The 23,294-nt window shown below is 36.8% G+C and carries 22 protein-coding genes; 18 read left to right on the top strand and 4 right to left on the bottom strand.

Features of this window, described 5'->3' with window-relative positions; genetic code table 11:
• The 5 genes from BTO11_RS11355 (at window position 1) to trpA (ending at window position 5,350) form a co-directional block, all read left to right on the top strand.
• Window positions 1-591 (top strand): aminodeoxychorismate/anthranilate synthase component II, encoded by a 591-nt coding sequence (locus BTO11_RS11355; protein WP_105052710.1) that lies wholly within the window; start codon window positions 1-3, stop codon window positions 589-591.
• 35 nt (window positions 592-626) lie between these two features.
• Window positions 627-1,655, top strand: a complete 1,029-nt coding sequence (gene trpD, locus BTO11_RS11350) for an anthranilate phosphoribosyltransferase (protein ID WP_229793388.1) — start codon at window positions 627-629, stop codon at window positions 1,653-1,655.
• An 88-nt stretch (window positions 1,656-1,743) separates the two neighbouring features.
• On the top strand, window positions 1,744-3,204 hold the full coding sequence (gene trpCF / locus BTO11_RS11345) for a bifunctional indole-3-glycerol-phosphate synthase TrpC/phosphoribosylanthranilate isomerase TrpF (protein WP_105052709.1): 1,461 nt from the start codon (window positions 1,744-1,746) through the stop codon (window positions 3,202-3,204).
• Window positions 3,205-3,254: 50 nt separating this feature from the next.
• Window positions 3,255-4,541, top strand: coding sequence for a tryptophan synthase subunit beta (gene trpB / locus BTO11_RS11340; RefSeq protein WP_105052708.1), 1,287 nt, complete (start codon window positions 3,255-3,257; stop codon window positions 4,539-4,541).
• Window positions 4,541-5,350, top strand: a complete 810-nt coding sequence (gene trpA, locus BTO11_RS11335) for a tryptophan synthase subunit alpha (RefSeq protein ID WP_105052707.1) — start codon at window positions 4,541-4,543, stop codon at window positions 5,348-5,350. Before trpB ends, trpA begins: the two co-directional genes overlap by 1 nt.
• A gap of 201 nt (window positions 5,351-5,551) precedes the next feature.
• On the opposite strand, the gene BTO11_RS11330 is transcribed toward trpA, so the two are convergent.
• Window positions 5,552-5,953: a hypothetical protein gene (locus BTO11_RS11330; RefSeq protein WP_105052706.1), complete on the bottom strand. Its 402-nt coding sequence runs from the start codon at window positions 5,951-5,953 to the stop codon at window positions 5,552-5,554.
• A 30-nt stretch (window positions 5,954-5,983) separates the two neighbouring features.
• On the bottom strand, window positions 5,984-6,658 hold the full coding sequence (gene queE, locus BTO11_RS11325; RefSeq protein ID WP_105052705.1) for a 7-carboxy-7-deazaguanine synthase QueE: 675 nt from the start codon (window positions 6,656-6,658) through the stop codon (window positions 5,984-5,986).
• A 171-nt stretch (window positions 6,659-6,829) separates the two neighbouring features.
• Here queE and queC point away from each other — a divergent pair, with 171 nt between their 5' ends.
• On the top strand, window positions 6,830-7,489 hold the full coding sequence (gene queC, locus BTO11_RS11320) for a 7-cyano-7-deazaguanine synthase QueC (RefSeq protein WP_105052704.1): 660 nt from the start codon (window positions 6,830-6,832) through the stop codon (window positions 7,487-7,489).
• Between the two features lie 37 nt (window positions 7,490-7,526).
• Complete coding sequence (locus tag BTO11_RS11315; RefSeq protein WP_105052703.1) at window positions 7,527-8,177, top strand: DNA-J related domain-containing protein; 651 nt, start codon at window positions 7,527-7,529, stop codon at window positions 8,175-8,177.
• Window positions 8,178-8,304: 127 nt separating this feature from the next.
• On the opposite strand, the gene BTO11_RS11310 is transcribed toward BTO11_RS11315, so the two are convergent.
• Window positions 8,305-8,970, bottom strand: coding sequence for a hypothetical protein (locus BTO11_RS11310; RefSeq protein ID WP_105052702.1), 666 nt, complete (start codon window positions 8,968-8,970; stop codon window positions 8,305-8,307).
• 356 nt (window positions 8,971-9,326) lie between these two features.
• Between BTO11_RS11310 and BTO11_RS11305 the strand changes: the two genes are divergently transcribed.
• The 7 genes from BTO11_RS11305 to BTO11_RS11275 all read left to right on the top strand — a co-directional run bounded on the left by BTO11_RS11305 (window position 9,327) and on the right by BTO11_RS11275 (window position 16,962).
• Complete coding sequence (locus tag BTO11_RS11305) at window positions 9,327-11,099, top strand: sensor histidine kinase (protein ID WP_105052701.1); 1,773 nt, start codon at window positions 9,327-9,329, stop codon at window positions 11,097-11,099.
• Window positions 11,099-12,460, top strand: coding sequence for a sigma-54-dependent transcriptional regulator (locus BTO11_RS11300; RefSeq protein WP_105052700.1), 1,362 nt, complete (start codon window positions 11,099-11,101; stop codon window positions 12,458-12,460). The genes BTO11_RS11305 and BTO11_RS11300 overlap by 1 nt, the downstream gene beginning before the upstream one ends.
• Window positions 12,461-12,582: 122 nt before the next feature.
• Complete coding sequence (locus BTO11_RS11295) at window positions 12,583-12,771, top strand: hypothetical protein (protein ID WP_105052699.1); 189 nt, start codon at window positions 12,583-12,585, stop codon at window positions 12,769-12,771.
• Between the two features lie 958 nt (window positions 12,772-13,729).
• Complete coding sequence (locus BTO11_RS11290) at window positions 13,730-14,446, top strand: hypothetical protein (RefSeq protein ID WP_105052698.1); 717 nt, start codon at window positions 13,730-13,732, stop codon at window positions 14,444-14,446.
• Between the two features lie 215 nt (window positions 14,447-14,661).
• Entirely contained in the window at window positions 14,662-15,486 is an 825-nt protein-coding gene (locus BTO11_RS11285; RefSeq protein WP_105052697.1) for a tetratricopeptide repeat protein, read from the top strand.
• Between the two features lie 131 nt (window positions 15,487-15,617).
• Window positions 15,618-15,920, top strand: a complete 303-nt coding sequence (locus BTO11_RS11280; protein WP_105052696.1) for a hypothetical protein — start codon at window positions 15,618-15,620, stop codon at window positions 15,918-15,920.
• A gap of 85 nt (window positions 15,921-16,005) precedes the next feature.
• Window positions 16,006-16,962: a hypothetical protein gene (locus BTO11_RS11275; protein ID WP_105052695.1), complete on the top strand. Its 957-nt coding sequence runs from the start codon at window positions 16,006-16,008 to the stop codon at window positions 16,960-16,962.
• A 140-nt stretch (window positions 16,963-17,102) separates the two neighbouring features.
• Here the strand turns inward: BTO11_RS11275 and BTO11_RS11270 are convergent, their stop codons facing one another.
• Complete coding sequence (locus tag BTO11_RS11270) at window positions 17,103-18,992, bottom strand: RHS repeat domain-containing protein (protein ID WP_146105484.1); 1,890 nt, start codon at window positions 18,990-18,992, stop codon at window positions 17,103-17,105.
• Between the two features lie 255 nt (window positions 18,993-19,247).
• Between BTO11_RS11270 and nirK the strand changes: the two genes are divergently transcribed.
• The 4 genes from nirK to hflX all read left to right on the top strand — a co-directional run bounded on the left by nirK (window position 19,248) and on the right by hflX (window position 23,206).
• Window positions 19,248-20,363: a copper-containing nitrite reductase gene (gene nirK, locus BTO11_RS11265; RefSeq protein ID WP_105052693.1), complete on the top strand. Its 1,116-nt coding sequence runs from the start codon at window positions 19,248-19,250 to the stop codon at window positions 20,361-20,363.
• A gap of 205 nt (window positions 20,364-20,568) precedes the next feature.
• Window positions 20,569-21,249, top strand: a complete 681-nt coding sequence (locus BTO11_RS11260) for a DUF3299 domain-containing protein (RefSeq protein WP_105052692.1) — start codon at window positions 20,569-20,571, stop codon at window positions 21,247-21,249.
• Between the two features lie 109 nt (window positions 21,250-21,358).
• A complete protein-coding gene (locus BTO11_RS11255; protein ID WP_105052691.1) occupies window positions 21,359-21,610 on the top strand; it encodes a TIGR03643 family protein in 252 nt (83 codons plus the stop codon).
• A gap of 255 nt (window positions 21,611-21,865) precedes the next feature.
• Window positions 21,866-23,206 (top strand): GTPase HflX, encoded by a 1,341-nt coding sequence (hflX, locus tag BTO11_RS11250; protein WP_105052690.1) that lies wholly within the window; start codon window positions 21,866-21,868, stop codon window positions 23,204-23,206.
• Window positions 23,207-23,294: the final 88 nt, after the last annotated feature.

Raw genomic sequence — 23,294 nt, 5'->3', positions numbered from 1 at the left:
ATGAGCAAAATATTCTTTTTAGATAATCAAGACTCATTTACCTATAACTTGGTAGACGAACTACGTTGCTTACATTACGACATAGAGATATTTCGTAATACGGTGAACCCAGAGTTGATCATTGAACAAATTAAACAAAGCCTAACTGCAGGTGAAAAACCTTTGTTATTTTTATCCCCTGGTCCAGGTAAACCATCTGAGTCAGTTTGTATGACCGAGCTTATTAAATATGCCGTCAGTAATATTCCTATTATCGGAGTATGTTTGGGTCATCAAGCTATTGCAGAACATTATGGCGCAACCGTAACGTTAGCTGGTGAAACCGTACACGGAAAGTCATCTGTTATTACTTGCCAAAATCACGAAATATTTGACGGCTTAGGTGACACTATGTCTGTTGCTCGTTACCATTCTTTAATTGTAAAAGACTTACCTGACAGCATTGAAGTTATTGGCCAGCTAGATGATATCCCTATGGTGTTTATTGACGAAACACACAAAACATTAGGTTTTCAGTTTCACCCAGAATCTATCTTAACCACCAATGGCTCACGTTTATTAGAACAAGCCATTAACTATTTAACCAAATAGCGCTGACTATTAAATTAAATAACGGAACAATTACGATGACAATGATCATGACCAACTTAGAATTAATACATAACGTTATTGGCGGTGCGGACTTAACGTCTGAGCAAACGCATCAACTATTCACTCATATTGTCACTGGTGAATTAGATCCTATTTTATTATCGTCATATTTAACGGCGTTAAAAATAAAAGGTGAAACGGTATTTGAGATTGCAGGTGCAGCAAAAGCATTGAGTGATAACGCCCTTGCCTTTCCGTCTCATGATTTTGATACTGCCGACAACTGCGGTACTGGCGGCGACGGTACAAAAACCATAAACATCAGTACCATGTGTGCCATTTTAGCGGCATCTTGTGGTGTTAAAATGGCAAAGCATGGGAACCGTGCGGTGTCGTCTAAATCTGGCTCTGCCGATGTACTGTCAGAGTTAGGCATTAAACTAGACATGACACCAGAACAAGCCAAAACATGTTTGGAACAAACCAATCTTACCTTTTTAATGGCGCCGGTTTATCACTCGGGTATTCGTCACGCTATGCCGGTAAGACAAATGTTACAAACTAGAACCATCTTTAATATATTAGGGCCATTAATTAACCCTGCAAGTGCAGCGGTTCAAGTTCTTGGTGTATACGACCCTGAGCTTTGTCGTCCAATTGCTGAGTCTCTTAAGTTACTAGGCAAGAAAGCCGCTTGGGTTGTTCATGGTTCTGGTATGGATGAAATTGCACTGCACGGTAAAACAAAAATTGTTCAGTTGCTTAATGGTGAAATAACCGAATTTGAAATGACACCAGAAGATGTTGGTCTTAAGTCATTCCCTCTTGAGGCGTTAACCGGTGGCACACCAAAACAGAATGCCGAAAACATTCATCAGGTACTATCAGGCAATGGCACACAAGCGCATACTTTTGCCGTTGCATTAAACACAGCACCTGTATTATTCCTGTATGGTTTGTGTGACTCGTTTGAACAAGCGTTAGAGACTGCTTTGGCCGCAATTAAATCAGGCCAAGCCATTCAAACATTGGAAAACTTTGTAGCGCTTAGTAATAGGACTTAAGTTTCGAGTTACGAGCTTCGAGTTGCGAGTTGCGAGTTGCGAGTTTTTAGTAAAAAACAAACAGTTTAAATAAGAAAAGAATAATAAAATGAATGTATTAGAAAAAATTGTTGTAGATAAAAGACTGGAAGTTGAGCAACGTAAGCTTGATTTTCCGCTAACTGAATTTATTGAAAAATTAACGCCTAACGACAGAGACTTCAAACTGGCGTTGCAAAACGATCACAAAAATAAAGGCGCTGCGTTTATATTAGAATGTAAAAAAGCTAGCCCATCTAAAGGCCTAATCCGTCCTGTGTTTGACTTAGATGAGATTTGCCAAGCTTACGATGAATACGCAAGCTGTGTGTCGGTATTAACCGACGAAAAATACTTTCAAGGTGAATTTGAACGCTTGCCTTTGGTTAAGGCTAAATTAAGACAGCCTGTATTATGTAAAGACTTCTTTATTGATGAATACCAAGTGTATTTAGCCCGCTATTTTGGCGCAAACGCCATCTTGTTAATGCTTTCTGTATTAGACGACGAGCAATACACTGCCCTTAATCAATTAGCCAGCAAGCTTAATATGTCGGTATTGACCGAAGTCAGTAACGATGAAGAAATGCACCGCGCTGTGAATTTAAAAGCTGACATCTTAGGTATTAACAATCGTAACTTGCGTGATCTGTCTACCGACTTACACAAAACGCCAGAGTTAGTCAGCTTATTTAACACCTTAGCGTCTGCACAACAAATTGAAAACACAGTACTTATTTCTGAGTCTGGTATTAACAATCATCAGCAAGTGAATTTGTTAAAACAAGATGTACAAGGCTTCTTAGTAGGTAGTTCGTTAATGGCACAGAAAAATCTTAGCCAAGCTTGCCATGACTTAATAATTGGTGAGCATAAAGTGTGTGGGTTAACTCAAGCAAGCGCCGTTAAAACGCTAATTGAAAACAAGGTAAAACATGCAGGTTTAATATTTGTTAGCAAAAGCCCACGTTGCGTAAACATTGATACCGCCAAAGAGATAATTGAGCAAGACTCAAATGGCCAATTAAAATTTGTTGCGGTTACTCAAAATATGCCTCTAAAAGACCTAGATAAACTGATCTTGGAGCTAAACATTAGCGTATTACAATTACACGGTGATGAAGACGACAGTTATATTGATGCTGTGAGAGAGCTACCTGGTTATATTAATAAAACAGACGCCAATAAAAACATAAGTATTTGGAAAGCGGTAGCTATTAGTGAAGAAGGCTCATTACCAGAGCGATGGCCAAGTGCAGACAGAATATTGCTCGACACCAAAAACACAGCTACAGGTCAATCAGGTGGTACAGGCCAAGCCTTTAACTGGGATGTGTTAAAAGACATTAACTTAACCAGTCCACAAATTATGTTAGCTGGTGGCTTAAACCTAGAAAACATAGAATCCACTAAAGGTTTACCGGTTTGTGGGATGGATGTGAATTCAGGGGTAGAAACAAGCCCAGGTGTTAAGTCGGAACAACAAATTAACCAGTTATTTTCGTTAGTGAATCAAAGAAAACCTCACTAACAGATTAAATTTAATTAAAGAATTAGAAAGTCTAAAGATTAGGAAAACCCATGAGCAGTTATGAAACAGACCGTGATAAAACCCCAAATGGCAAAGAAAGAAAAACATTAGATGCCTACTTTGGTGAATACGGTGGCATGTTTGTCCCTGAGCTATTTGTTCCAGCGTTAGAAGAATTAGAACAAGCTTATATTGAAGCTATTGAAGATCCTGCCTTTGTTGAAGAGTTTGAAGGTTTATTAACAAACTATGCAGGTCGTCCTACGCCATTAACCTTGTGTAAAAATATAGTCGCGGGTACCAAAACCAAGCTTTACTTAAAACGTGAAGATTTGTTGCACGGTGGCGCACACAAAACCAACCAAGTATTAGGCCAGGCGTTATTAACCAAACGTATGGGTAAAAAGCGCGTTATTGCAGAAACTGGCGCTGGCCAGCATGGTGTTGCTACGGCTCTCGCTTGTGCATTGATGGGCTTAGAAGCGCGCATTTACATGGGCGCGAAAGACATAGACAGACAACAGCCGAACGTATTTAGAATGAAATTAATGGGCGCTGAAGTTATTCCAGTAACCTCAGGCTCTGGCACATTAAAAGATGCGGTTAACGAAGCTATGCGTGACTGGGCTTCTACTTATGAAGACAGCCATTACTTATTAGGTACGGCTGCGGGTCCTCATCCGTTCCCTACTATTGTTCGTGACTTCCAAAAAATGATCGGTGAAGAAGCTAAACAACAAGTGTTAAAGGCTGAAGGTCGTTTACCAGATAAAGTGATTGCCTGTGTTGGTGGTGGTTCTAACGCCATTGGTATGTTTAACGACTTTATTAAAGAACAAGGTGTTGAACTTATTGGTGTTGAGCCTGGCGGTCACGGTTTAGAAACTGGTGAGCACGGCGCAGCATTAGCGGTTATTGATCAAGGTATCGATTCAAAAGGTATATTACACGGTGCTTACACCCATATAATGCAAAACAAAGATGGCCAGATAGAAGAGTCTTACTCTATTTCAGCTGGTTTAGATTACCCTGCCGTTGGTCCACAACACGCACATTTAAAAGCGATTGGTCGTGCTGATTATGTTGCTATTAATGACGATGAAGCCATTGATGCTTTCCAAATACTAGCTAAGCAAGAAGGTATTATTCCAGCACTTGAGTCATCTCATGCTCTAGCCCATGCGTTAAAACTGGCAAAACAATCGCCAGACAAAGAACAGATTATTTTGGTTAATCTTTCTGGTCGTGGCGATAAAGACTTAACTCACGTTCACCAAATATTAGGCGAAAAGTTTGCTAGCAGCGATGTAAAGTCAGCACCAAAGGAGAAAAAATAATGAGCCGCTATAACGCATTGTTTCAAAAATTAGATGAGAAAAACCAAGGCGCGTTTATTCCTTTTGTGACGGTTGGCGATCCAGATTTAGAAACCAGTTATCAGATCATTAAAACCTTAATTGAATCTGGTGCCGACGCCCTTGAATTAGGTATACCATTTTCAGATCCGGTTGCCGATGGCCCTACTATTCAAGCCGCTAATATCAGAGCATTAAACCAAGATATTTCAACTCAAGCTTGTTTGGATCTTGTTGCAAAAATCAGACAAGAATTTCCAAACACACCAATTGGCTTATTACTTTATAGCAACTTAGTGATGGCTCACGGTATCGACACGTTTTATGGTTTATGCGCCAAAGCAGGCATTGACTCTGTGCTTATTGCTGATGTACCAGTAAGAGAAAGCGCACGATTTAGACAAGCCGCTAAACAAGCCAATGTTGATGCGGTATTTATCGTACCACCTACGATTGACGACAGCATGATGAAAAAGATTGCTGATTACAGTGAAGGTTATACTTATTTATTAAGCCGAGCTGGCGTTACAGGCGCAGAAACAAAAGCCAACATGCCTGCTGACATCCTAATTAATAAATTAAAAAGTTTTAATGCCGCACCTGCAATATTAGGTTTTGGTATCTCTAGTCCTGAACAAGTTAAAGCAGCCATTAAATCTGGTGCAGCCGGAGCAATATCAGGGTCTGCAGTGGTGAATATTATTGAACGTAACTTGTTAGACAAAGAGCTAATGTTAGAAGAGTTAAGCAACTTTATTGCATCAATGAAAGTCGCGACATTAAAAGCCTAACTTAGTGATGGTTACTTGTTCACTCACTCTTAAACCTATTTAAGAGTATTTGAGGACATAGGACAGGTCACAGACAAAATAAAAGCCATTTTAATTAATTAAAATGGCTTTTTACTTTTCAAAATTAGGTTTTCAAAATTATTGCCAGACCTTACTGTCAGCAACTTTCTTTGTAAGGCGTTCAGAAAGTGAATACCGTCCTTAAAGTAGTTTTAAATAAGTATCGTTTTCATCATCAATGATCACAGTGATAACTTTAATAGTATCTTCTAAAATGCTCAGCATATAAGACGTGTTGTAGCTTAACTGTATCTCGCCTTGTTCATTTTTAAACGTCCAATTCACGTTAGCAAAATGTATGTCATTGGATAAACGAATCGCTTTTTTTACTTCGACCTCAATATTCGTTATTGCTCGTTGGTCAAATGACTCTAATACTTTTTTTAAATTTGTTTCCAATTCTGCATCAAAAGACACCACCCTTTCAGGTTCATCATGAACAATTATAAAAGGTAATCGATAAATTGACTTTAACAGCTTTAATTCTCTGTCTTGCATTGCAACAGCGTACTTCTGAAAAAACTCACTGACTCTTTGGCGCATTTTATATTCCTCTCTGAGCTTTTATCATCGTTAACTTATACCAATGTATTTGTGCACTTGCACAGACAAACGCCAGTTCTTTTCTTTGCAGGTTTCAATGGCAAGTTCAGTCGACGAAATTTTTTGACTAATTGGCTGTAAATAAATCAACGTATTTTCTTTAATCGGCGCTTCAATTAATAATTGTTCCAACTCATCAACGTGAACTTGTCTTGCAATTGGGTGTTTAATTTCATTTGCTCTTTGCATACAAGATGCGAGAATTTTATAACCACCTTTCATATTAATCTTTGGTGAAACCGTTACCCATGTTTGCTCTGGTGCTTGTATTTCAAAAGTACCGCTGGTTTCTATTTGAGTTGAATAACCTTTGCTGTGTAATAATTCACACAAAGGGTTTAAGTCAAACATACAAGGCTCTCCGCCCGTAATTACCACATGTTTAGCTCGGTAAGCTTGCTCAACAAAAGTGTTTAATATTGTCGAATCATCAACATCACACCAAGTTGGATCGTCTGATGTTTTAACAATGATAGTTGATAATGGTTGTTTATCACTTTCTAATTGATCCCACGTTTGTTTGGTGTCGCACCAAGAGCAACCAACTGGGCAACCTTGCAATCGAACAAATATCGATGCGGTACCTGTGTACTGACCTTCCCCTTGGATGGTCTCAAATATTTCATTTATTTTATATTTACTCATGGCTTGGTTATCGGTACCTGATAAAAAGTTAACTTTCTTCTAGACTCATATTGAATTAACATTCGTTAATTCTGTGTAGATATGAACACCACTGTTTTTGTGTTCATCAATTTGGGCGATTGTAACAAATATTTTTGTACAATTTCGCAATTAATTTATAGGTATTTTTAAATGTTTGAGAAAGTTGTCGTTATATTTTCTGGTGGTATGGATTCATACACAGTATTAAACCACGCGTTAAAACAAGGTTACGACGTGCATGCATTAACGTTTGATTATGGCCAACGTCATGTTAAAGAAATTGAATATGCCAAAAACGCATGTGAAGAATTAAACGTACACCATAAAATTGTCGATATTAGCGCAATAAATTCAATTATAGCCGGCTCTTCACTGACCGATAACATTGATATTCCTGAAGGTCATTACGAAGCAGAAACCATGCAAAGCACCGTAGTGCCAAATCGAAATATGATCTTATTAAGTTTAGCGGTTGGTTATGCGGTTAGTTTAAAAGCCACGAAAGTATTTTACGGCGCGCATTCTGGCGACCATGCTATTTACCCAGACTGTCGTCCTGAATTTGTCAAACGTATGCAAGATGTTTGTGCCATTGCCAATTACGATGCCGTTGATATCGTTGTGCCTTATCTGCATAGCGATAAGATTGAAATATTAGCCGATGGCCTTAACATGAAGTTAGATTACAACAAGACCTGGACTTGTTATAACGGCCGTGAAAAAGCATGTGGTAAATGTGGCGCTTGCCAAGAACGGTTAGAAGCGTTTGAAAAAAACAACATGACTGACCCATTAGAGTATGAAGCATAACGTCTTCCCGTAATGGCTTTTAAATAAGGAAGAAGCATTGGAAAACTTAGAATTAGATCAAGCGTTAATGGAACTGATAAGCCAAGAGGCTGTTAACGGTGGCATTAGTGAATACGAGATAATTTCTAAGTTTAAATCTGCGCCGTACCATTTATTTAATGCTGAGGTTATGTCCAATAATCTCAGCTTATTTCAAACTCACTTTGTTATTTTTAATGCCTTATATCGCCTGAGAGATTTAGGCTTAGAACTTAATCAATTTGATATTGATATCATCTCATCCAATATACGATTAATGCCCTTGTCTCAGTCTAATTCTACCTCGACACAAGACGGCGCTTCAGTAGCTGGAACTGGTGTACAAAATAGAGAAGAACGACAAGCTATTGAGAAATTAAGGACGTATTACTTAAATTGGGATAACTTTGAAAAAACCACTGAGACAAGTGTGAATAACTTACTCGACTCTTTTTGGAACAATATGTCTTCGCGCTCTCCAGTTCAACGCAGTCAAGATAACTTAACTCAATCGCTCACTATCCTTGAGTTAACTGATTTACCCTCTGAGCTCTCACTTAAACGTCAATATAAGAAACTCTGTAACATTCATCATCCCGACAAAGGTGGTTGTCAGTCTACTTTCCAAAAAGTGCATTTGGCCTATCAATATATTAAGCAACGGGTTTAACCGTTGCGAATAATAAAACAGATACAAAAAAGGCCTTAATTAAAAGGCCTTTTGTTTAGAAGTTCGTTATTGAAGTGACTGTCTGCTTTAGCAGCTATTTGTTTTTAGCGGCTATTTTAGAGGCTACTTATTTTTTAGAAGCTAATAGCTCAGTTAGCTCTTCAACTTGTTCAGCGGTTAACTCAGACTTGTTAATGATTTTGGTTAATACTTTTACTGCATTACCATCTTTCATGTGCTCTTTCTTTCCTTTGTGTTCACGTTTATGATCACCTTTGTGTTTGCCTTTATGCATTTTTTTACCGTCGGCTAACAACATTTTCATTAAACGTTTGTCATTAACTTTAGCGTCGCCTACAACATCAATTTCTATGTGTTTTGTACCGTTTTTATCGTTAGTTTTTAACATAAAAATACTTGATGTTTTATCGCCATGAGTAATGTCAGTGTCATTTAACACAACAACTTTAGTGTTATAACCTTCAAGTTTAGATAATAAGGTGACTATTTTATCTGATGTTTCTTTGTCTAAGTCACCCAATTTTGCAGTAACGTTATCCATATTTTCTAGTTCTTCAGCACTGAAAGTATATTTAGTTTTTTCACCGCTTTTAACAACAAAAACTTTAATATCTTTGCCTTCTACGGCTTTTACTTTAACCATTTCACGAACTGGCTTTTCTTTAACGTCTTTTGTTTTTTCAGCTAAAGCATTACCACTTACTAATGTTGTAGCTAATACCGTACTTAATATTAAAGATGCTGCGAATACACTATGTTTTGAGTTTTTCATTTTGACTCTCCGATTTTAAAGGATAATTTACAATTCGGACTAAGTAACTCAACTAACGTGCCACTTTAAAATAGCTCTAATTTTCATACAGTTAAAATAAAACACCAATAGTTTTAATTAAATACCCAAATAAAGTCCCCATATAAGGATTAATATTCCTCATTACAGTATTAATGGTTTACACTTAACTTAGAAAAATAACTACACCTCTGATTTATATAGCTTTTTAAGTGTGGAATGAAGATTGCGTAATTAAGTGATCACAGACGAATTTAAGCTAACACTCTTAATATGATCACATATATTAGAGTAAAGCTATCCAGTTAGACCCAAACAAAATTAATGAGTTACTTTATATGAGTATAAGACGCCACCTATTTCTATTGATCACCGGATTAGTGCTAATCATCGCACTTGCCCAAGTTGCCCTACTGTCTCATTTTAAGAGTAACGTAGAATCTGAGATAGAACGCAGAGGTAAAGACTTTGCCGACAGGATCTTACGATACACAATAGATAGTATTGAAGACGAAGATCAAATCTTAGACTCGGAAACAAAGGTCGACTTTGTTGCTTTAATGCCAGCCCCACCAATTATCGGGTTTGAAGATTTACTAAGAATTCAGGTAAGTAAAAAGAAAGACTTTAACTTTAAAATTGAATTACCAGCCGAGATCTTAAATTCAGCCAACCAATTAATGGAAGTCATCGGCGAGTTACCTGAGCAAGTAAAACCAACAGTAATGTCTTTGGCTCAGCAGCTAAACAGCAAAAAAATCAACACCATTGAAATGTCAGAAGATGGTTACCGAGTTAAGCTCAGTATTAAGCGCCCTCGCCCTAATAAGATGATCAAACGTCATTTAACCAAACAAATCGAAAATATGAAAAACATTGGTTTAGAAAATGACAGTATAAAAATAGAAACCATTCTGGATGACGGAACAACAAAAGTATTTCACGCTAAAAGTGTAAAAGATCAAGACCCTAATGTAGTTATTAACAAACGAAAATCTCAAGTTTCAGAACTGTTTAATTATGTGATCTTAATGATAGTGCTCACCACACTACTCTCAATTTTCTTGGTTTTTTGGTTAAGTAAACGTTTTAGCAAACCGTTGCAAGAGTTGATCAATGGCTTTAAGCAATTAGAAAACGGTCAATTTGGTATCCAAGTAACACCTCAAGGTGTGAGTGAAATCAATCAAACCATTCAACGTTTTAATACCATGAGTATCCAATTAGCTAAATTGGCCGACGCTGAATCTAAGCTACAAGAGCAACATCATTTAACTGAAATTAGTGACGTAAGCAAAGGTATCGCCCACGCACTTAGAAACCCAATGCACACCATTGGACTGGCAATAGAACAGCTACAATCCAACACCCTTTCTGAGCCGGTAAAACAAAAACTGTTTGCTAAAATTCAAAGTAAAATTGTGCAGTTAGACAAGAATATTAACGCTCTATTAACCATCACATCTGACGGATTAGAAAGAGTACAAACGCTATCGTTAAGTGGCTTAATTAACGACGTGGTTTTAGAGTTAAAACAAACACACGACAATAGCAAAGGCAAACTTAAGATTGATCTTGTACTGGATGACACTATTAAAATATTGGGTGCGGAAAGTGAATTCAGATCTATTCTACATACCCTAGTATTTAATGCTTATGAAGCAAGTGTGATAGCAGATCAGGATCTAATGCCAAATCCAAAAGCGGATCTAAATGCAACAAAAAAAGATCCTAATGATGGTTTAATACACTTAATAATAAAGACTCACAGCAAAAATGAACTAACGGTCATTTCAATAACTGACTTTGGGTCAGGTTTAAACCCAAACATAGAAAACAGATTATTTACAGCACATTGCTCTACCAAAGCAGAAGGTGCTGGCATGGGTCTTTACATCAGTAAGAAATTAATTGAATTACATTATGAAGGATCGTTGACGGTTCAAAATAATACCGACAACGATCATATTACTGGAGTAACCGCTTTGTGCACTATTCCACAAACAAGCAAAAAAAATACGCCAGAAAATGACAGTGAAAGTGGCTTTGAAAGTGGCTTTGAAAGTGACAGTGAAAGCACGACTAAAAACAAGAATACAGGAAGCAACTGATGCATATTTTATTAGTAGAAGATGAGCAAGATCAGCGCGAATTAGTTGCTGGAATATTAGAAGCAAACGAGATGAAAGTGACTCAAGCCGATAGCGTTGAGTCTGCCATTGTGACACTAAAAAACCTAGTGGATAAAAACACCCTGCCCGACGTTATTTTCTCAGATTGGAAGCTAGGAACGTTAACCGGTATTTCACTATTGGAATACGTGAGAAACAATTCACTTAATGTAGGCTTTGTGGTTGCCACGGCTTATGGCTCAGTTAAACATGCGATAGAAGCCATTGAAAAAGGCGCAGACGATTACTTAAGTAAACCGTTTCAATCGCAAGAGTTGTTATTAGCGATTTCAAAAGCCAATACGGCTAAGTCATTAAAAGCTCAAAATCAGTCATTAGAAAAACAATTAACCGAACAACAGAACATGGTTGATTTAGTGGGTAACGCACCTTGTATGCAGCAAGTGTATGAGCGTATTAAACGTGTTTCCAATACCAATGCTACCGTAATGATAAGTGGCGAAAGTGGCACAGGTAAAGAGCTTGCAGCAAGAGCATTACACCAACTGTCTGGCCGTAAAAACAATAGCTTTATCGCCATTAACTGTGGCGCTATTCCAGAGTCATTAGCGGAAGCCGAGCTATTTGGTGCTGAAAAAGGCGCGTTCACCGGCGCTATCACTCAAAAGATTGGCAAAATTGAAGCCGCTCATCAAGGTACATTATTCCTCGATGAAATTGGTGAGCTCCCTATTTTATTACAAGCTAAGTTACTGCGCTTTTTACAAGAAGGTGTTATTACTCGTTTGGGCTCTAACGACGAAATCCAAGTTGATGCACGTGTTATCGCCGCCACTCACCGAGACATTCCAAGCCAAATAAGCAAACAAGAATTTAGAGAAGATTTATATTATCGTCTTAATGTGGTTCCTCTAAGAATGCCCTCTTTAAAAGAGCGCCCTGAAGATATTCCCAAACTCATACTGCACTTTACCAAAAAGTTTGAAAATGAATACGGGAGTCAGTCGGCCAAGTTATCCGCATCAACCAAAAAGCTTCTGCTTGACCATAACTGGCCTGGTAACGTAAGAGAGTTAAGTAACAAATTAGAACGCTTTGTACTGCTTGGTGACGAACAAGAACTGATAAAAGACCTAACGGCTCCTGCAATGACAGAACAAGCCAATGAAGACTTTGAGGGCTTTAATATTCCAGATGAAGGGATGAACTGGGATGACTTTGAAAAACAAGTGCTGCAACAAGCCTTACTGAAAACCAAAAATAATAAAACCAAAGCAGCAAAATTATTAGGGATGGGATACAAACAATTTCTATATCGGATTGAAAAATTTGAACTTTAAAACTAAAGTATTAATTCATAACTAGTTTACTTAAATAACCAATGCTTTTGAGACTATGTATATTAGTCGATTAACTGTTACGTTATTTAGCTTGTAGCTAATTTTTTACTTTAAGGAAATGTATGCCGGCATCGCTGTTTTTAAAACAAATTCTTGGATTAACAAGTGAAGAATCTAATTTACTGAATAAAACAGTTAAGCAAACTAAATGGAATTCGTTTGAAGAGTTACTCGCACTATTTCCTGAAGAAGATCCAGAACTTGCAACAATAAGAACCAAAATAAAAGATTATATAAATCCGCCTGCATAAAGGCGTGCGTGGTGGTTTTTTTTAAGATCAAAGGCGCGGGGTTCGTTTATTGCTTAAAAGCTAAAGCAATACCTAGAAGATTAAAAGCAAAAGACTGTTTCACCTTCGGCGGTCATCAATAATACATCCCTGTATTGATGACATCCTTTCATCCATGAAGTGGCAGGTTGTCAGTTTTAGCTTTTACGAATAGACAGACAACTTAAGCGAGTACATCCATGGCGGCCATCAATAATACATCCCTGTATTGATGGCATCCCTTCATCCATGAAGTGGCAGATTGTCAGTTCCCGACACAACCTAAGCGAGTACATCCATGTACTCGACAATACCTTTTTCAACAGCCCAAAAAGGCACTATCTATTTTTTTGTTATAAAGATAAAAAGACTGTTTCACCTCCGGCGAGTTACCTTTTTGCAACAGCCCAAAAAGGCACTATCTATTTTTTTGTTATAAAGATAAAAAGACTATTTCACCTGCGGCGACCATACCTTTTTCAACAGCCAAAAAGGTAGGCCAAAAAGCCGCCCGTAACCAAATATCTATTTGTATTAAATACTAACTTTAATCATCAAATACGGAAAAACATTCGTCCCTGAACATTTTCCTCAATCGGGCATCCATGCCCTATCGATTTGAGAAAAGTTATATTTAACACAGATATTTAAATCGGAGGTGAGATCAAAAGCAAAAAGCAGAGCGAACTTAACTGGTCGTGTAACAAATTGACTTATCTATTTTTACTATTTCGGTATTCCATTCCCTCTATATTCAAGTAAATAACCCATTAAGTCATTTATCACCTAAGACCAGTTAATCCAATTTCTATTAATTCAAGAACTAGTAAGACGTTAAATAATTTGATACTAATAAAGCTATATATGGAAGTGAGAAAGTTTTGGTAGAAAAATGACCAAGTTGTTCATTATTAGATTGTTATAAATTACATGGAGTCATATGAAGTCTGAACGTTTTTTTAAATGGATGTGGAATTTTAATGGATTGGTCTTATTTTTAGGCATTTCTGTTGGCATTTTATTTTTTGGGTATCAAATTACGAAACACCTTCTTAAAGAAGATTATGTTCCACCGCAAACTCTTAACCTTGCGGATGATAAAGAAGATGAAGAAAAATGGAGCCTTGGATACCCTAATAGAATTGGGAAAAGTGACTTCTATTATATCCCTTTAGAGTCAGAAAAATTATCAGTAGAGTCAAGAGGAACTGTTGTTGATAGCTTTGGTGGAAGTGGAAGTTATTATACAGAAACAAGATCAAAAAATGCCTTATTCCTAAACAGTAAAACAAACACTTCTAACTGGCTTTTCAAATCCGTTAATCAGTTGATCACCAATATTAGTACTATTTCAGGATCAGAATATTCTAATAACACCAAAGCGGTTGCCATGACTTACGAGGTTATCAATAGTGATACAAATTTAGATGGTAAATTTAATAATTTTGACAAACGTACTTTTGCAATCAGTAAAATAGATGGCTCCGATTATGTAGAAATAATCGAAGGCTACAGTAGAATTGTAAAGTCCGTTATTAATACCGAAGGCGAGCTATTTGTTATTTTTATTAACAATAACGACGTTTTTTCTATGCTAGTTAATTTAGATACATTCAAAGTTGTTAGTAAAAAGACTTTGCCTAAGGTCGGAAATTGATAAAAATTCACGTAAACAGTCATCTTGAATACTCAATAAATTTAGATGAGATACTTTTATTAGTGCGTTGATTTCACAGGAACGTCCGTATATCAAAGTTATTATTACAGGTAAACTAGAAGTTTAATGGCTTGAAAATAGATTAATGCATGGGAGTGGGAATGATTAAAAATGTCGTTATATGTTTCTGCTTTTCTTTATGCAGTGTTTTCGTCATGGCAAACAAAAATACAAATACGCTATTTTGCAATTATGATAAAGCATGCCTGCAAGGAAAGCTTGATAGTCTTTTAATTAATAAAGATAAAAACTTTGATGTTGTTGATCAGATGATTGAAGAATTCAATCATCTATCTGAAGATAAATCAGGCTGGAAAGAAAATTCATTGGGTTTGTTATATATGATGAAAGAAAATAAAGAAAATATTCATATTGCAGAACAATTATTCTTAAATTCATTTTCAAAAGGCAATATGATCGCAGCTCAAAATGCTGCGGAGCTTTACTTTTATCAAGATAATTTTAATTCAAGTATTGATTTTCTAAAGAAGATAGAAAAATCAAAACCTATCTTTAAATCTGAAGCCTATATTAATTGGGCTAGGTTATACGCTCAAATATTATATTTGGACAAAGGAGAATTTAGGAATGTAAATCATTCCCTGGAACTGATCTTAGATATTATTGATGATGATAAATCAGGCGTTTCTCATTATTTATTAGGACATTATTTTTTTACTCAAAACGATGCTGAGAATGCTATAAAATACTTGAAAGTATCCGTGGAGTTACAAACTACTGATGCGGCATTGTTGTTAGGAGATATTTATCATGTTGGTCTGTTAGGAGTTGGTGTTGATTTAGACTTAGCTATAGCTTTTTACAATATTGGGGCTGACAATGATATAAGTAGAGCACATTACAATCTAGCTATTATTTATCATGCTAAAAAAGATATAAAAAAAATGAAATATCATTTAAATCAAGCGAGTGAACTAGGTCATACTAAAGCTATTGCTTTATTACAAAAGCTAGAATAAATTCTACAACCTCGTTATAAGCCACAAGGGAATTCATGCGCTTACTGCTCGTAATACTTACTTTTATATCGTTTAACTCTTTAGCTGATGGCTTTGTTTTCGACTCTTGGAGTTCAAAAGGTAAATCGTGCATGTTTCAATTTATTGCTCCTCCTAATTTAAATTGGAATGGTGATTCAGACTTGCCGTTAACTATCAAAGAAGTCGATACTATTTTTCAAAAATGGGCACTTGGTAATCTTAAAGGAAATGAAAAAGCACATGTTGTAAGTTTTAACTTATCTTCTGTGGCACCAGAAGGCTTAAAAAACAACTATTGGATATTTAAAGTCGGTTATGTGGTATTCAACGGCAACGTTCCTTCTAAGCAATTTAATCGGAAGTTAGTTATCGATTTAACTGGCAAAGTAATTGAGCCTATATGTCGCTTATAATAAGAAAGACAGCCACCTTAATTTGACATGAATTCCAGAGCTGGCGAGAAGTAAAAAATTTAGAAAAATAAAAACAGGGACAATTATGCGTTTATGGACTTTTAAAAGACCTTTTCAATATGACGGTAACGATTATGAAGTGAAATACTTTTTTTCATTTACAACCTATACGTCACAGCTATTTTGTAATGGCACACTGGTAGACGAATCCACACATTTATTTGATGGTGACTTCAAAGTGGTTGAGCATAAGTTTCAACCTAACAGCCAGACAACCGAACCAGATAATCAAACTAAAGAAATAAGCGTATCCGTAGGTTACTTTAGTTGGTTCACTGTCGGTATCCAAGTTAGGGAAAGTAATCAAAGCAGTAACACTAGCGAGTTAATTTATGAAAGTCACCCAGGTAAAGACATCCACTTTGCCACGACAAAACTTGAGAAGTTTAACACCAAGTTAAATTTGCCAGAGCTAGATAATAAAAGAAAACTTCAAAGTGAAAATTGGAAAAAAAACAAACCGTCTATTATTGCTGACATCGTTATTGGCCTAGCATTTTTTGCAGTGGCAAAAATAACCGGAGACTTAACTACTGCAGCATTTACCGGGGTATCGTTAGGATTAGCACTGGTTGTTGTCCAGCGCTTTGTTAAAGTGGACTTGCTAGGTGGATTTGCCGTATTCGGAACCATAATGCTGTTAATATCAGCACTATTCTCCATTGCCTTTCAAAGTGAGTATTTAGTGCAACTCAAGGGCACATTTATGGGGTTAATCAGTGCATCAGCTCTTATAATAGATGGAGTGTTTAATAAAGGTGGTTACTTTGGAGCCCGTTTTGAACGGTACTTAAACTCCCCTATTCAACATAAATATTTTGTTTTAGGTTTAGCATTTATCAGTTTATGTAAGGCAGGCCTAAATTATAGTGTTGCGAGTCAATTAACCGAAGACCAGTGGCTCACCTATGACACCTTTATTGAAACACCGCTTTATCTCTTAATGTTTTTTATCCTCATTTGGCGTGCAGGAAAAAACTAGCCTAGATAAGAACGAAGGTGACGTACGCAATTAACATACGGAATCACGTAGACAGCCTTCTTCAAAATTCCAATATTTAATACCCAATAAAAAAGCGAACCATTTGGTTCGCTCTGCCTGATCTTGCTTTTACTTACCGCTTAAAAGATTTCTGAGCAGCTATTCAAATCACAAAAAATTGTAGCTAGAGTCGAGTCGAGATATGTAAAAGTAGTAATAGAGTCGTCAGTGCCATCAGCATCACTATCAAAGGCTTCTGTTAAAAGGTTATTTTGACTATCGTAAGTATACCTATTAACTCTATTTGCTACACTGTCAGCATCATAATCAAGAGTATCTGTTAAAAGATTACCACTACTATCGTAAGTAAAACTATTAAGATAATCTACTATACCGTCTGCGTCATAATCCTCTGCATAGGTTAATTTATTACCGTCACTATCGTATGTGTAAGTTTCAATGTAATTTACTGTACCATCACTGCTATAATCTTTACTTTTAGTTAACAGATTACCGTCAGAGTCATAAGTGTAAGTCTCTGTCACCTCTTTTGTACCAGTCCCGTAATACTTAGTAATGAAAGTTAGTATGAGGTCATCACTATTGTAAGTGGAAGTTGCAATATAAATTGCCGAACCATCACCATTATAATCAGAGCTATAAGTTAACTGGTTTCCACGAGTATCATATACATAACTATCTGCATAATTTAACGTACCATCTCCCTTAGAATCATTGCTATAAGTTAAGAGGTTTCCACGACTATCGTATGTGTAGGTTTGAACATAAACTGGTGTACTGTCGGAATCAGTGTAATAAGTCTCGGTTAACTGATTACCGTCTGTGTCATAAGTATAAGTAGAGAGCCTTTCTGCTGTACCATCAGCGTCAAAATCTTCACTTATTGTTAACTGATTACCGTCAGTATCGTAAGTATAACTTTCCAGTTCATCTGCTATGCCATCAACATCTTTGTCATAACTGTTCGTTAGCTGATTACCATCAGAATCATAAGTATAAGTTCTTATATTATTTACTGTTCCATTAGCACTAGAATCATAGCTAAAGGTTAACAGATTGCCGTTACTGTCATAAGTATAACTTCCAGTACGATTCACTGTACTATCACCATCATCGTCAGAATCATGACTAAAAGTTAACGGGTTACCATTTTCATCATAAGAATAGCTGATCATTTCATCTATGACATCATCCTTCTTTCTTATATCCGTCAACACATTTCCAGCTGAATCATAAGTGTAAGAGTGGGTAAAAACTTCATCACCATAATCATTACTGGTTATAGAATTTACAACAAAGTTATGACTTATATTTAATACACTATAAAAATAATCTAATACTGAACCAAAAGGTTTAATCGCGCCTGAATTAATTAAGCCTTGATTTGCTGCTCGATTCGAAAAGTGGCGAAGAGTAAGTTTAAAAGCATCATAGTCGTCTTCTTCAAAATCAATTTTTGAATTCATCAATAGCTCCCCAACACCGGCTGAGATATTAATGCCATTTTCGAGGTCAGAATCGTCATCAAAACTCTGCAATAACCAAAGCGTATTACTCAATTTAAAAAACGCAATACGCTCATCATCCGACACAGATTTTTGGCTATAATACATAGCCTCAATTTCAGCGGTTGTCGTATAAATCACTGATTTTGGCACCAAGTCAAACATCGTCATATCAGACTGAACAATAACGTCCTCACCTAATACAACATCACCAAGGGAAAAGGTTATTGTTTCGTTATCTTTATATTGAAACGCCCCTAATTCGCCTGTAACTCCAGATTGTGTTTCTGTTGTATAAGTAACACCTGAAATATTAGTTAAGAAACCTGTTTTTACTGTTTCATCAGATATGACTTCTGCCGTCTCTTCAACTGAGACAACATCCTCTTTACTACCACTTGAACCACAAGCAACTACTAAAGTAGAACAAAGTAATAAAACACAATAACGTAATGATAAAATAAAAATCTTCATAATTTCACTCCTTGACGAGATTAGGTGCATAGCACTTATGCTAACCTCATAATTAACCACAAATTTTTATGATTTTTTATCATAGCAGTTAATAAATATAAAATAGAGTAAAAAATAACGCCCCCCCCATCTTTAATATTTCCCCCCATAAGAAGTAAGTTGACGGTTTTAGAACGGGACACATATTGATCTAGGTCAAGGTGCGGTATTTAATATACCCCCATACTCTGCCACAGGTACTCGTTATTATTGATAACGTTAATTTTGGAGCTAAAAAGTAAAGTAATGAAAAAATTTAAAAACGTAGTAATAACACTCACTATTTCACTAATATCATTTTCATCACTGTCATTCGCGGATGAAACATTTGATATTGAAAATGTTGGCATTGAATCTAAAGCTGCAGGGCTTGAGCGTGTCACTCAAACTTTAGTGGCTCCACCATTTTTACCAAAACATGATCAGGTTGCTAAAGGTAATCCTAAGATTATTGAAATGACAATGAATATCATTGAAAAGGAAATGGAAATTGCACCAAATGTTTTTGTGCAAGCTATGACCTTTGAAGGTTCAAATCCAGGACCTATGATGGTTGCTCATGTAGATGACTATATTGAGTTAACACTGAAAAACCCTAAAACTAATACTATGGTTCACAATATTGACTTTCATGCATCAACTGGTGCTTTGGGTGGCGGCGCCCTAACCAATGTTGCTCCAGGTGAACAAGTGATCCTTCGCTTTAAAGCAATTAAAGCGGGTGTGTTTGTTTATCATTGTGCTCCAGGTGGCGTGATGATCCCTTTTCATGTTGTATCAGGTATGAATGGTGCAATTATGATCCTTCCTCGTGATGGTCTAAAAGACAATAAAGGAGAATTAGTCACATACGACAAAGCTTATTATATTGGTGAACAAGACTGGTACGTGCCTAAAGATGAAAAAGGTAACTTCAAACGTTACGATTCTCCGGTAATGGGTATGATGGATACGATGGAGGTTATGAGAACGCTTACGCCAACGCATTTAACATTTAATGGCAAAGTAGGCGCATTAACAGGTGAAAATGCCATGACTGCAAAAGTGGGCGAAACCGTATTATTTCTTCATTCTCAAGCCAATCGTGATACACGCATTCACTTAATTGGTGGCCACGGTGACCTTGTTTGGACCGGTGGTTCATTTGATGATGTTCCAACAACTAACCGCGAAACATGGGCTATCTCTGGTGGTGAAGCGGCAGCTGCTCTTTATACCTTTAAGCAACCAGGCCTTTATGCTTACGTTAACCACAATTTAATTGAAGCGGTTATGTTAGGTGCTACCGCGCATGTTTCTGTTGAAGGTAAGTGGAATAATGACTTGATGGAACAAGTTCAAAAGCCTAGTCCTATTAAATAATTATGAATAACAAAGACAGCCTTCTTTAAAATTACAATCTTTAATATCAGCTAAAAGCGAACCATTTGGTTCGCTTTTTTTTGTTCTTACTTTCACTTACCGCTTAAAGCTTGCGACTTTTAACTGCTTTTACTTTCAATGATCTGCTTGCACTTTAAATGATATGTTATATCATTTTAAAAACATTCATCTTAACGGTATTACTATGCAGCAGTTATTCGCGGTCTTTCTTATTGGAATTATTACATTACAGTTATTAAGTTGTGGTAACTCTGAAAAAGAACTTAATAAAACGGCACAAACAGCTGAAGAAAAGACTGAATTCATTGGTAAAGACGTCTTACAAAAACGTGACAATGACTATATTCATAAGCCCGTTAAGCACACTCCAGATATCAATTTTAAAAGCATAGAGTGGATAGACTTAATTCCTAAAAACGATTTAGATGCTTTGCTAAACCCTCCTGATTACATTGCTGAAATAAAAGATGGCTCTATTGAAGATCAAATGGAGAGCCAGATTCAAAATGCAATTAGTGCGGCCAATGATGACCGTTACCAACAAGCGCTTGTGTCTATTAATGTTATCCCAGAAATGGATAAACAAGCTGTGAAAATTCCCGGTTTTATTGTGCCATTAGAATTTAATGAAGACGAAACCGTTACCCAATTTTTTTTAGTGCCCTATTTTGGAGCTTGTATTCATCAGCCACCACCGCCGCCAAATCAAATTATTTTTGTTAATTACCCAAAAGGCTTACTACTGGAGTCTCTTTATAACCCTTTTGGGATCTCTGGAGTATTGAGTACGTCGGTTATACAAAATGATATGGCCACCGCAGCTTATACAATGGAGGTACTGCATTATGAAATTTACACAGAGTAAGCTTATACCTAGCGGCTATCTAAAGACTTTGAATTTAAAAGTGATGACTCTTTGATCTAAAAATGTTGCATAAACGTATATTTATTTTATTTACAGATAAAAGTATTCAATGAGATTATCCCAAGAAAGTGAGTCAAGAATTATTGAAATGGCGTGGGAAGATAGAACTACGTTTGAAGCGATAGAGCAACAATTTGGTCTAAATGAATCTGACGTCATTCGCTTCATGCGCTGTCGCCTAAAATCAGGCAGTTTTAAACTTTGGCGCTCTCGTGTCACAGGGCGTTCAACAAAACATGCAAAACTTCGTCGCTCTGATGTGTCCAGAGGTTATTGCCCGACTCAGTATAAACACCGCTGAAATAGTACACATCCAATAAATATCCATTTTAAATTATCAATTAGGGAGCGAACCTCCCTGTTCGCCCTGCTCTTGTTCTTGCTTTTACTTGCGGCTTACCGCTTATGACTTCCTGATGCTTTTCCCAAACTGCTTTTTATAACTTACAACTTTCCCCATAACAGCGTAAGCTTGTCACCTATTAATATTTACAATTAGGCTTGCGCTGTTTATTTTCTACAATTCAAATAAACGGGGCACGAATAAAAATCTTTTATGCAGCTAACAGCAAAACCATCACTTAATAACGCTTTACTTATTTCCGTTCGTACACCTGAGTTTAGAGGCGCAGAGGCTGAAGAGTCACTGGCTGAACTTGCACGTTTGGTGACAACGCTAGGATTTAAGGTTGTCGGTACCCAGTCGCAAAATCAGAGTTCCACTAAACGAGTAAATGTACTTGGTTTAGGCAAACTTGCTGAAATAGCGCAACTTACCGGTAATAAAGGCATTATTGAAGCTGCTGAAGAGGAAGAAGAGTTAGATTACGATCAAGACTTTAGCACTATCCCATCGGATGATTTGCCATTAGCCTGTGCTGACATTGTTGTATTTGACTGTGACTTAAGCCCTTCTCAATTACGTAATGTTGAAAACCAACTAGGTGTTGAAGTCTTTGACCGCACTGGCGTTATTATTGAAATATTTAGCCGTCACGCCCGTACTAAAACCGCTAAGTTACAGGTTGAAATTGCGCGTCTTAATTATGTAGCACCAAGACTGCGTGAAACTTCTACTGGTGATAAAGAACATCAAATGGGTAAAGGCGCTGGTGAAACAACGCTAGAGCTTAACCGCCGTAATGTACGAGACCAACTTGCCGAACTAAAACGTCAATTGGTAAGCGTACAAGAAGAAATGAAAGGCAGACGTACGCAACGTTCTGAGCATTTTTGTGTTGCTTTGGTAGGTTATACCAATGCTGGTAAGTCATCTATGATGCGTGCCATTACCGGAAGTGAAGTTGAAGGTGAAAACAAACTTTTCGCCACACTTGATACAACGGTACGAGCTTTATTTCCAGTGACTCACCCAAGAATATTAGTGTCTGATACGGTAGGTTTCATTAAGAAATTACCACATGATTTAGTTGCGTCATTCCATTCAACGTTAGCAGAAGCACACGATGCCTCGTTATTGTTATATGTGGTTGACGCCTCAGACCCATCATTCCGTAAACAGCTTGATGTGGTAAACGAAGTATTAGAAGAAGTTGGTGTTGAAGGCAGTAAAAAGTTACTGATATTAAACAAGTCAGATCAACTAACTGCTGAGCAGCAAGCTGAGCTGATGGTTGAGTTTCCAGATGCGATGTTAACATCTGCGCGTGACCCTAAAGATGTAGCTAAACTGCACGAATATATTGTTGGTATTGCCGAACAAGAGATGATTGAAGAAGAAATCATTATCCCTTATACCGCCAAAGGTATTGTCGGTGAAATTCGCAATAGTATGAGCGTAACAAAAGAGGAATATGAATTTGATCATATTAAGCTGACAGTACGTTCAAGTGCGATTGACCTAGCGCGTTTGAAAAAACGAATGCTTGAGAAATAGAAAGATTCTTTTGAATTAAAATAAACCTTCTAAACACTATTTTATAAAATTAAATAAAAAACCGATTAATCTTATTTAATCGGCTTTT

The organism is Psychrosphaera saromensis (assembly GCF_002954545.1).
GTDB lineage: Bacteria > Pseudomonadota > Gammaproteobacteria > Enterobacterales > Alteromonadaceae > Psychrosphaera > Psychrosphaera saromensis.
This window is presented reverse-complemented; position numbering and strand designations above follow the sequence as displayed.

Bases quoted from the DNA above. Each gene is read 5' to 3' on its own strand.
- BTO11_RS11355 (WP_105052710.1), top strand. From the start codon at position 1: ATGAGCAAAATATTCTTTTTAGATAATCAAGACTCATTTACCTATAAC.
- trpD (WP_229793388.1), top strand. From the start codon at position 627: ATGACAATGATCATGACCAACTTAGAATTAATACATAACGTTATTGGC.
- trpCF (WP_105052709.1), top strand. From the start codon at position 1,744: ATGAATGTATTAGAAAAAATTGTTGTAGATAAAAGACTGGAAGTTGAG.
- trpB (WP_105052708.1), top strand. From the start codon at position 3,255: ATGAGCAGTTATGAAACAGACCGTGATAAAACCCCAAATGGCAAAGAA.
- trpA (WP_105052707.1), top strand. From the start codon at position 4,541: ATGAGCCGCTATAACGCATTGTTTCAAAAATTAGATGAGAAAAACCAA.
- BTO11_RS11330 (WP_105052706.1), bottom strand. From the start codon at position 5,953: ATGCGCCAAAGAGTCAGTGAGTTTTTTCAGAAGTACGCTGTTGCAATG.
- queE (WP_105052705.1), bottom strand. From the start codon at position 6,658: ATGAGTAAATATAAAATAAATGAAATATTTGAGACCATCCAAGGGGAA.
- queC (WP_105052704.1), top strand. From the start codon at position 6,830: ATGTTTGAGAAAGTTGTCGTTATATTTTCTGGTGGTATGGATTCATAC.
- BTO11_RS11310 (WP_105052702.1), bottom strand. From the start codon at position 8,970: ATGAAAAACTCAAAACATAGTGTATTCGCAGCATCTTTAATATTAAGT.
- BTO11_RS11305 (WP_105052701.1), top strand. From the start codon at position 9,327: ATGAGTATAAGACGCCACCTATTTCTATTGATCACCGGATTAGTGCTA.
- BTO11_RS11300 (WP_105052700.1), top strand. From the start codon at position 11,099: ATGCATATTTTATTAGTAGAAGATGAGCAAGATCAGCGCGAATTAGTT.
- BTO11_RS11295 (WP_105052699.1), top strand. From the start codon at position 12,583: ATGCCGGCATCGCTGTTTTTAAAACAAATTCTTGGATTAACAAGTGAA.
- BTO11_RS11290 (WP_105052698.1), top strand. From the start codon at position 13,730: ATGAAGTCTGAACGTTTTTTTAAATGGATGTGGAATTTTAATGGATTG.
- BTO11_RS11285 (WP_105052697.1), top strand. From the start codon at position 14,662: ATGGCAAACAAAAATACAAATACGCTATTTTGCAATTATGATAAAGCA.
- BTO11_RS11280 (WP_105052696.1), top strand. From the start codon at position 15,618: ATGTTTCAATTTATTGCTCCTCCTAATTTAAATTGGAATGGTGATTCA.
- BTO11_RS11275 (WP_105052695.1), top strand. From the start codon at position 16,006: ATGCGTTTATGGACTTTTAAAAGACCTTTTCAATATGACGGTAACGAT.
- BTO11_RS11270 (WP_146105484.1), bottom strand. From the start codon at position 18,992: ATGCACCTAATCTCGTCAAGGAGTGAAATTATGAAGATTTTTATTTTA.
- nirK (WP_105052693.1), top strand. From the start codon at position 19,248: ATGAAAAAATTTAAAAACGTAGTAATAACACTCACTATTTCACTAATA.
- BTO11_RS11260 (WP_105052692.1), top strand. From the start codon at position 20,569: ATGCAGCAGTTATTCGCGGTCTTTCTTATTGGAATTATTACATTACAG.
- BTO11_RS11255 (WP_105052691.1), top strand. From the start codon at position 21,359: ATGAGATTATCCCAAGAAAGTGAGTCAAGAATTATTGAAATGGCGTGG.
- hflX (WP_105052690.1), top strand. From the start codon at position 21,866: ATGCAGCTAACAGCAAAACCATCACTTAATAACGCTTTACTTATTTCC.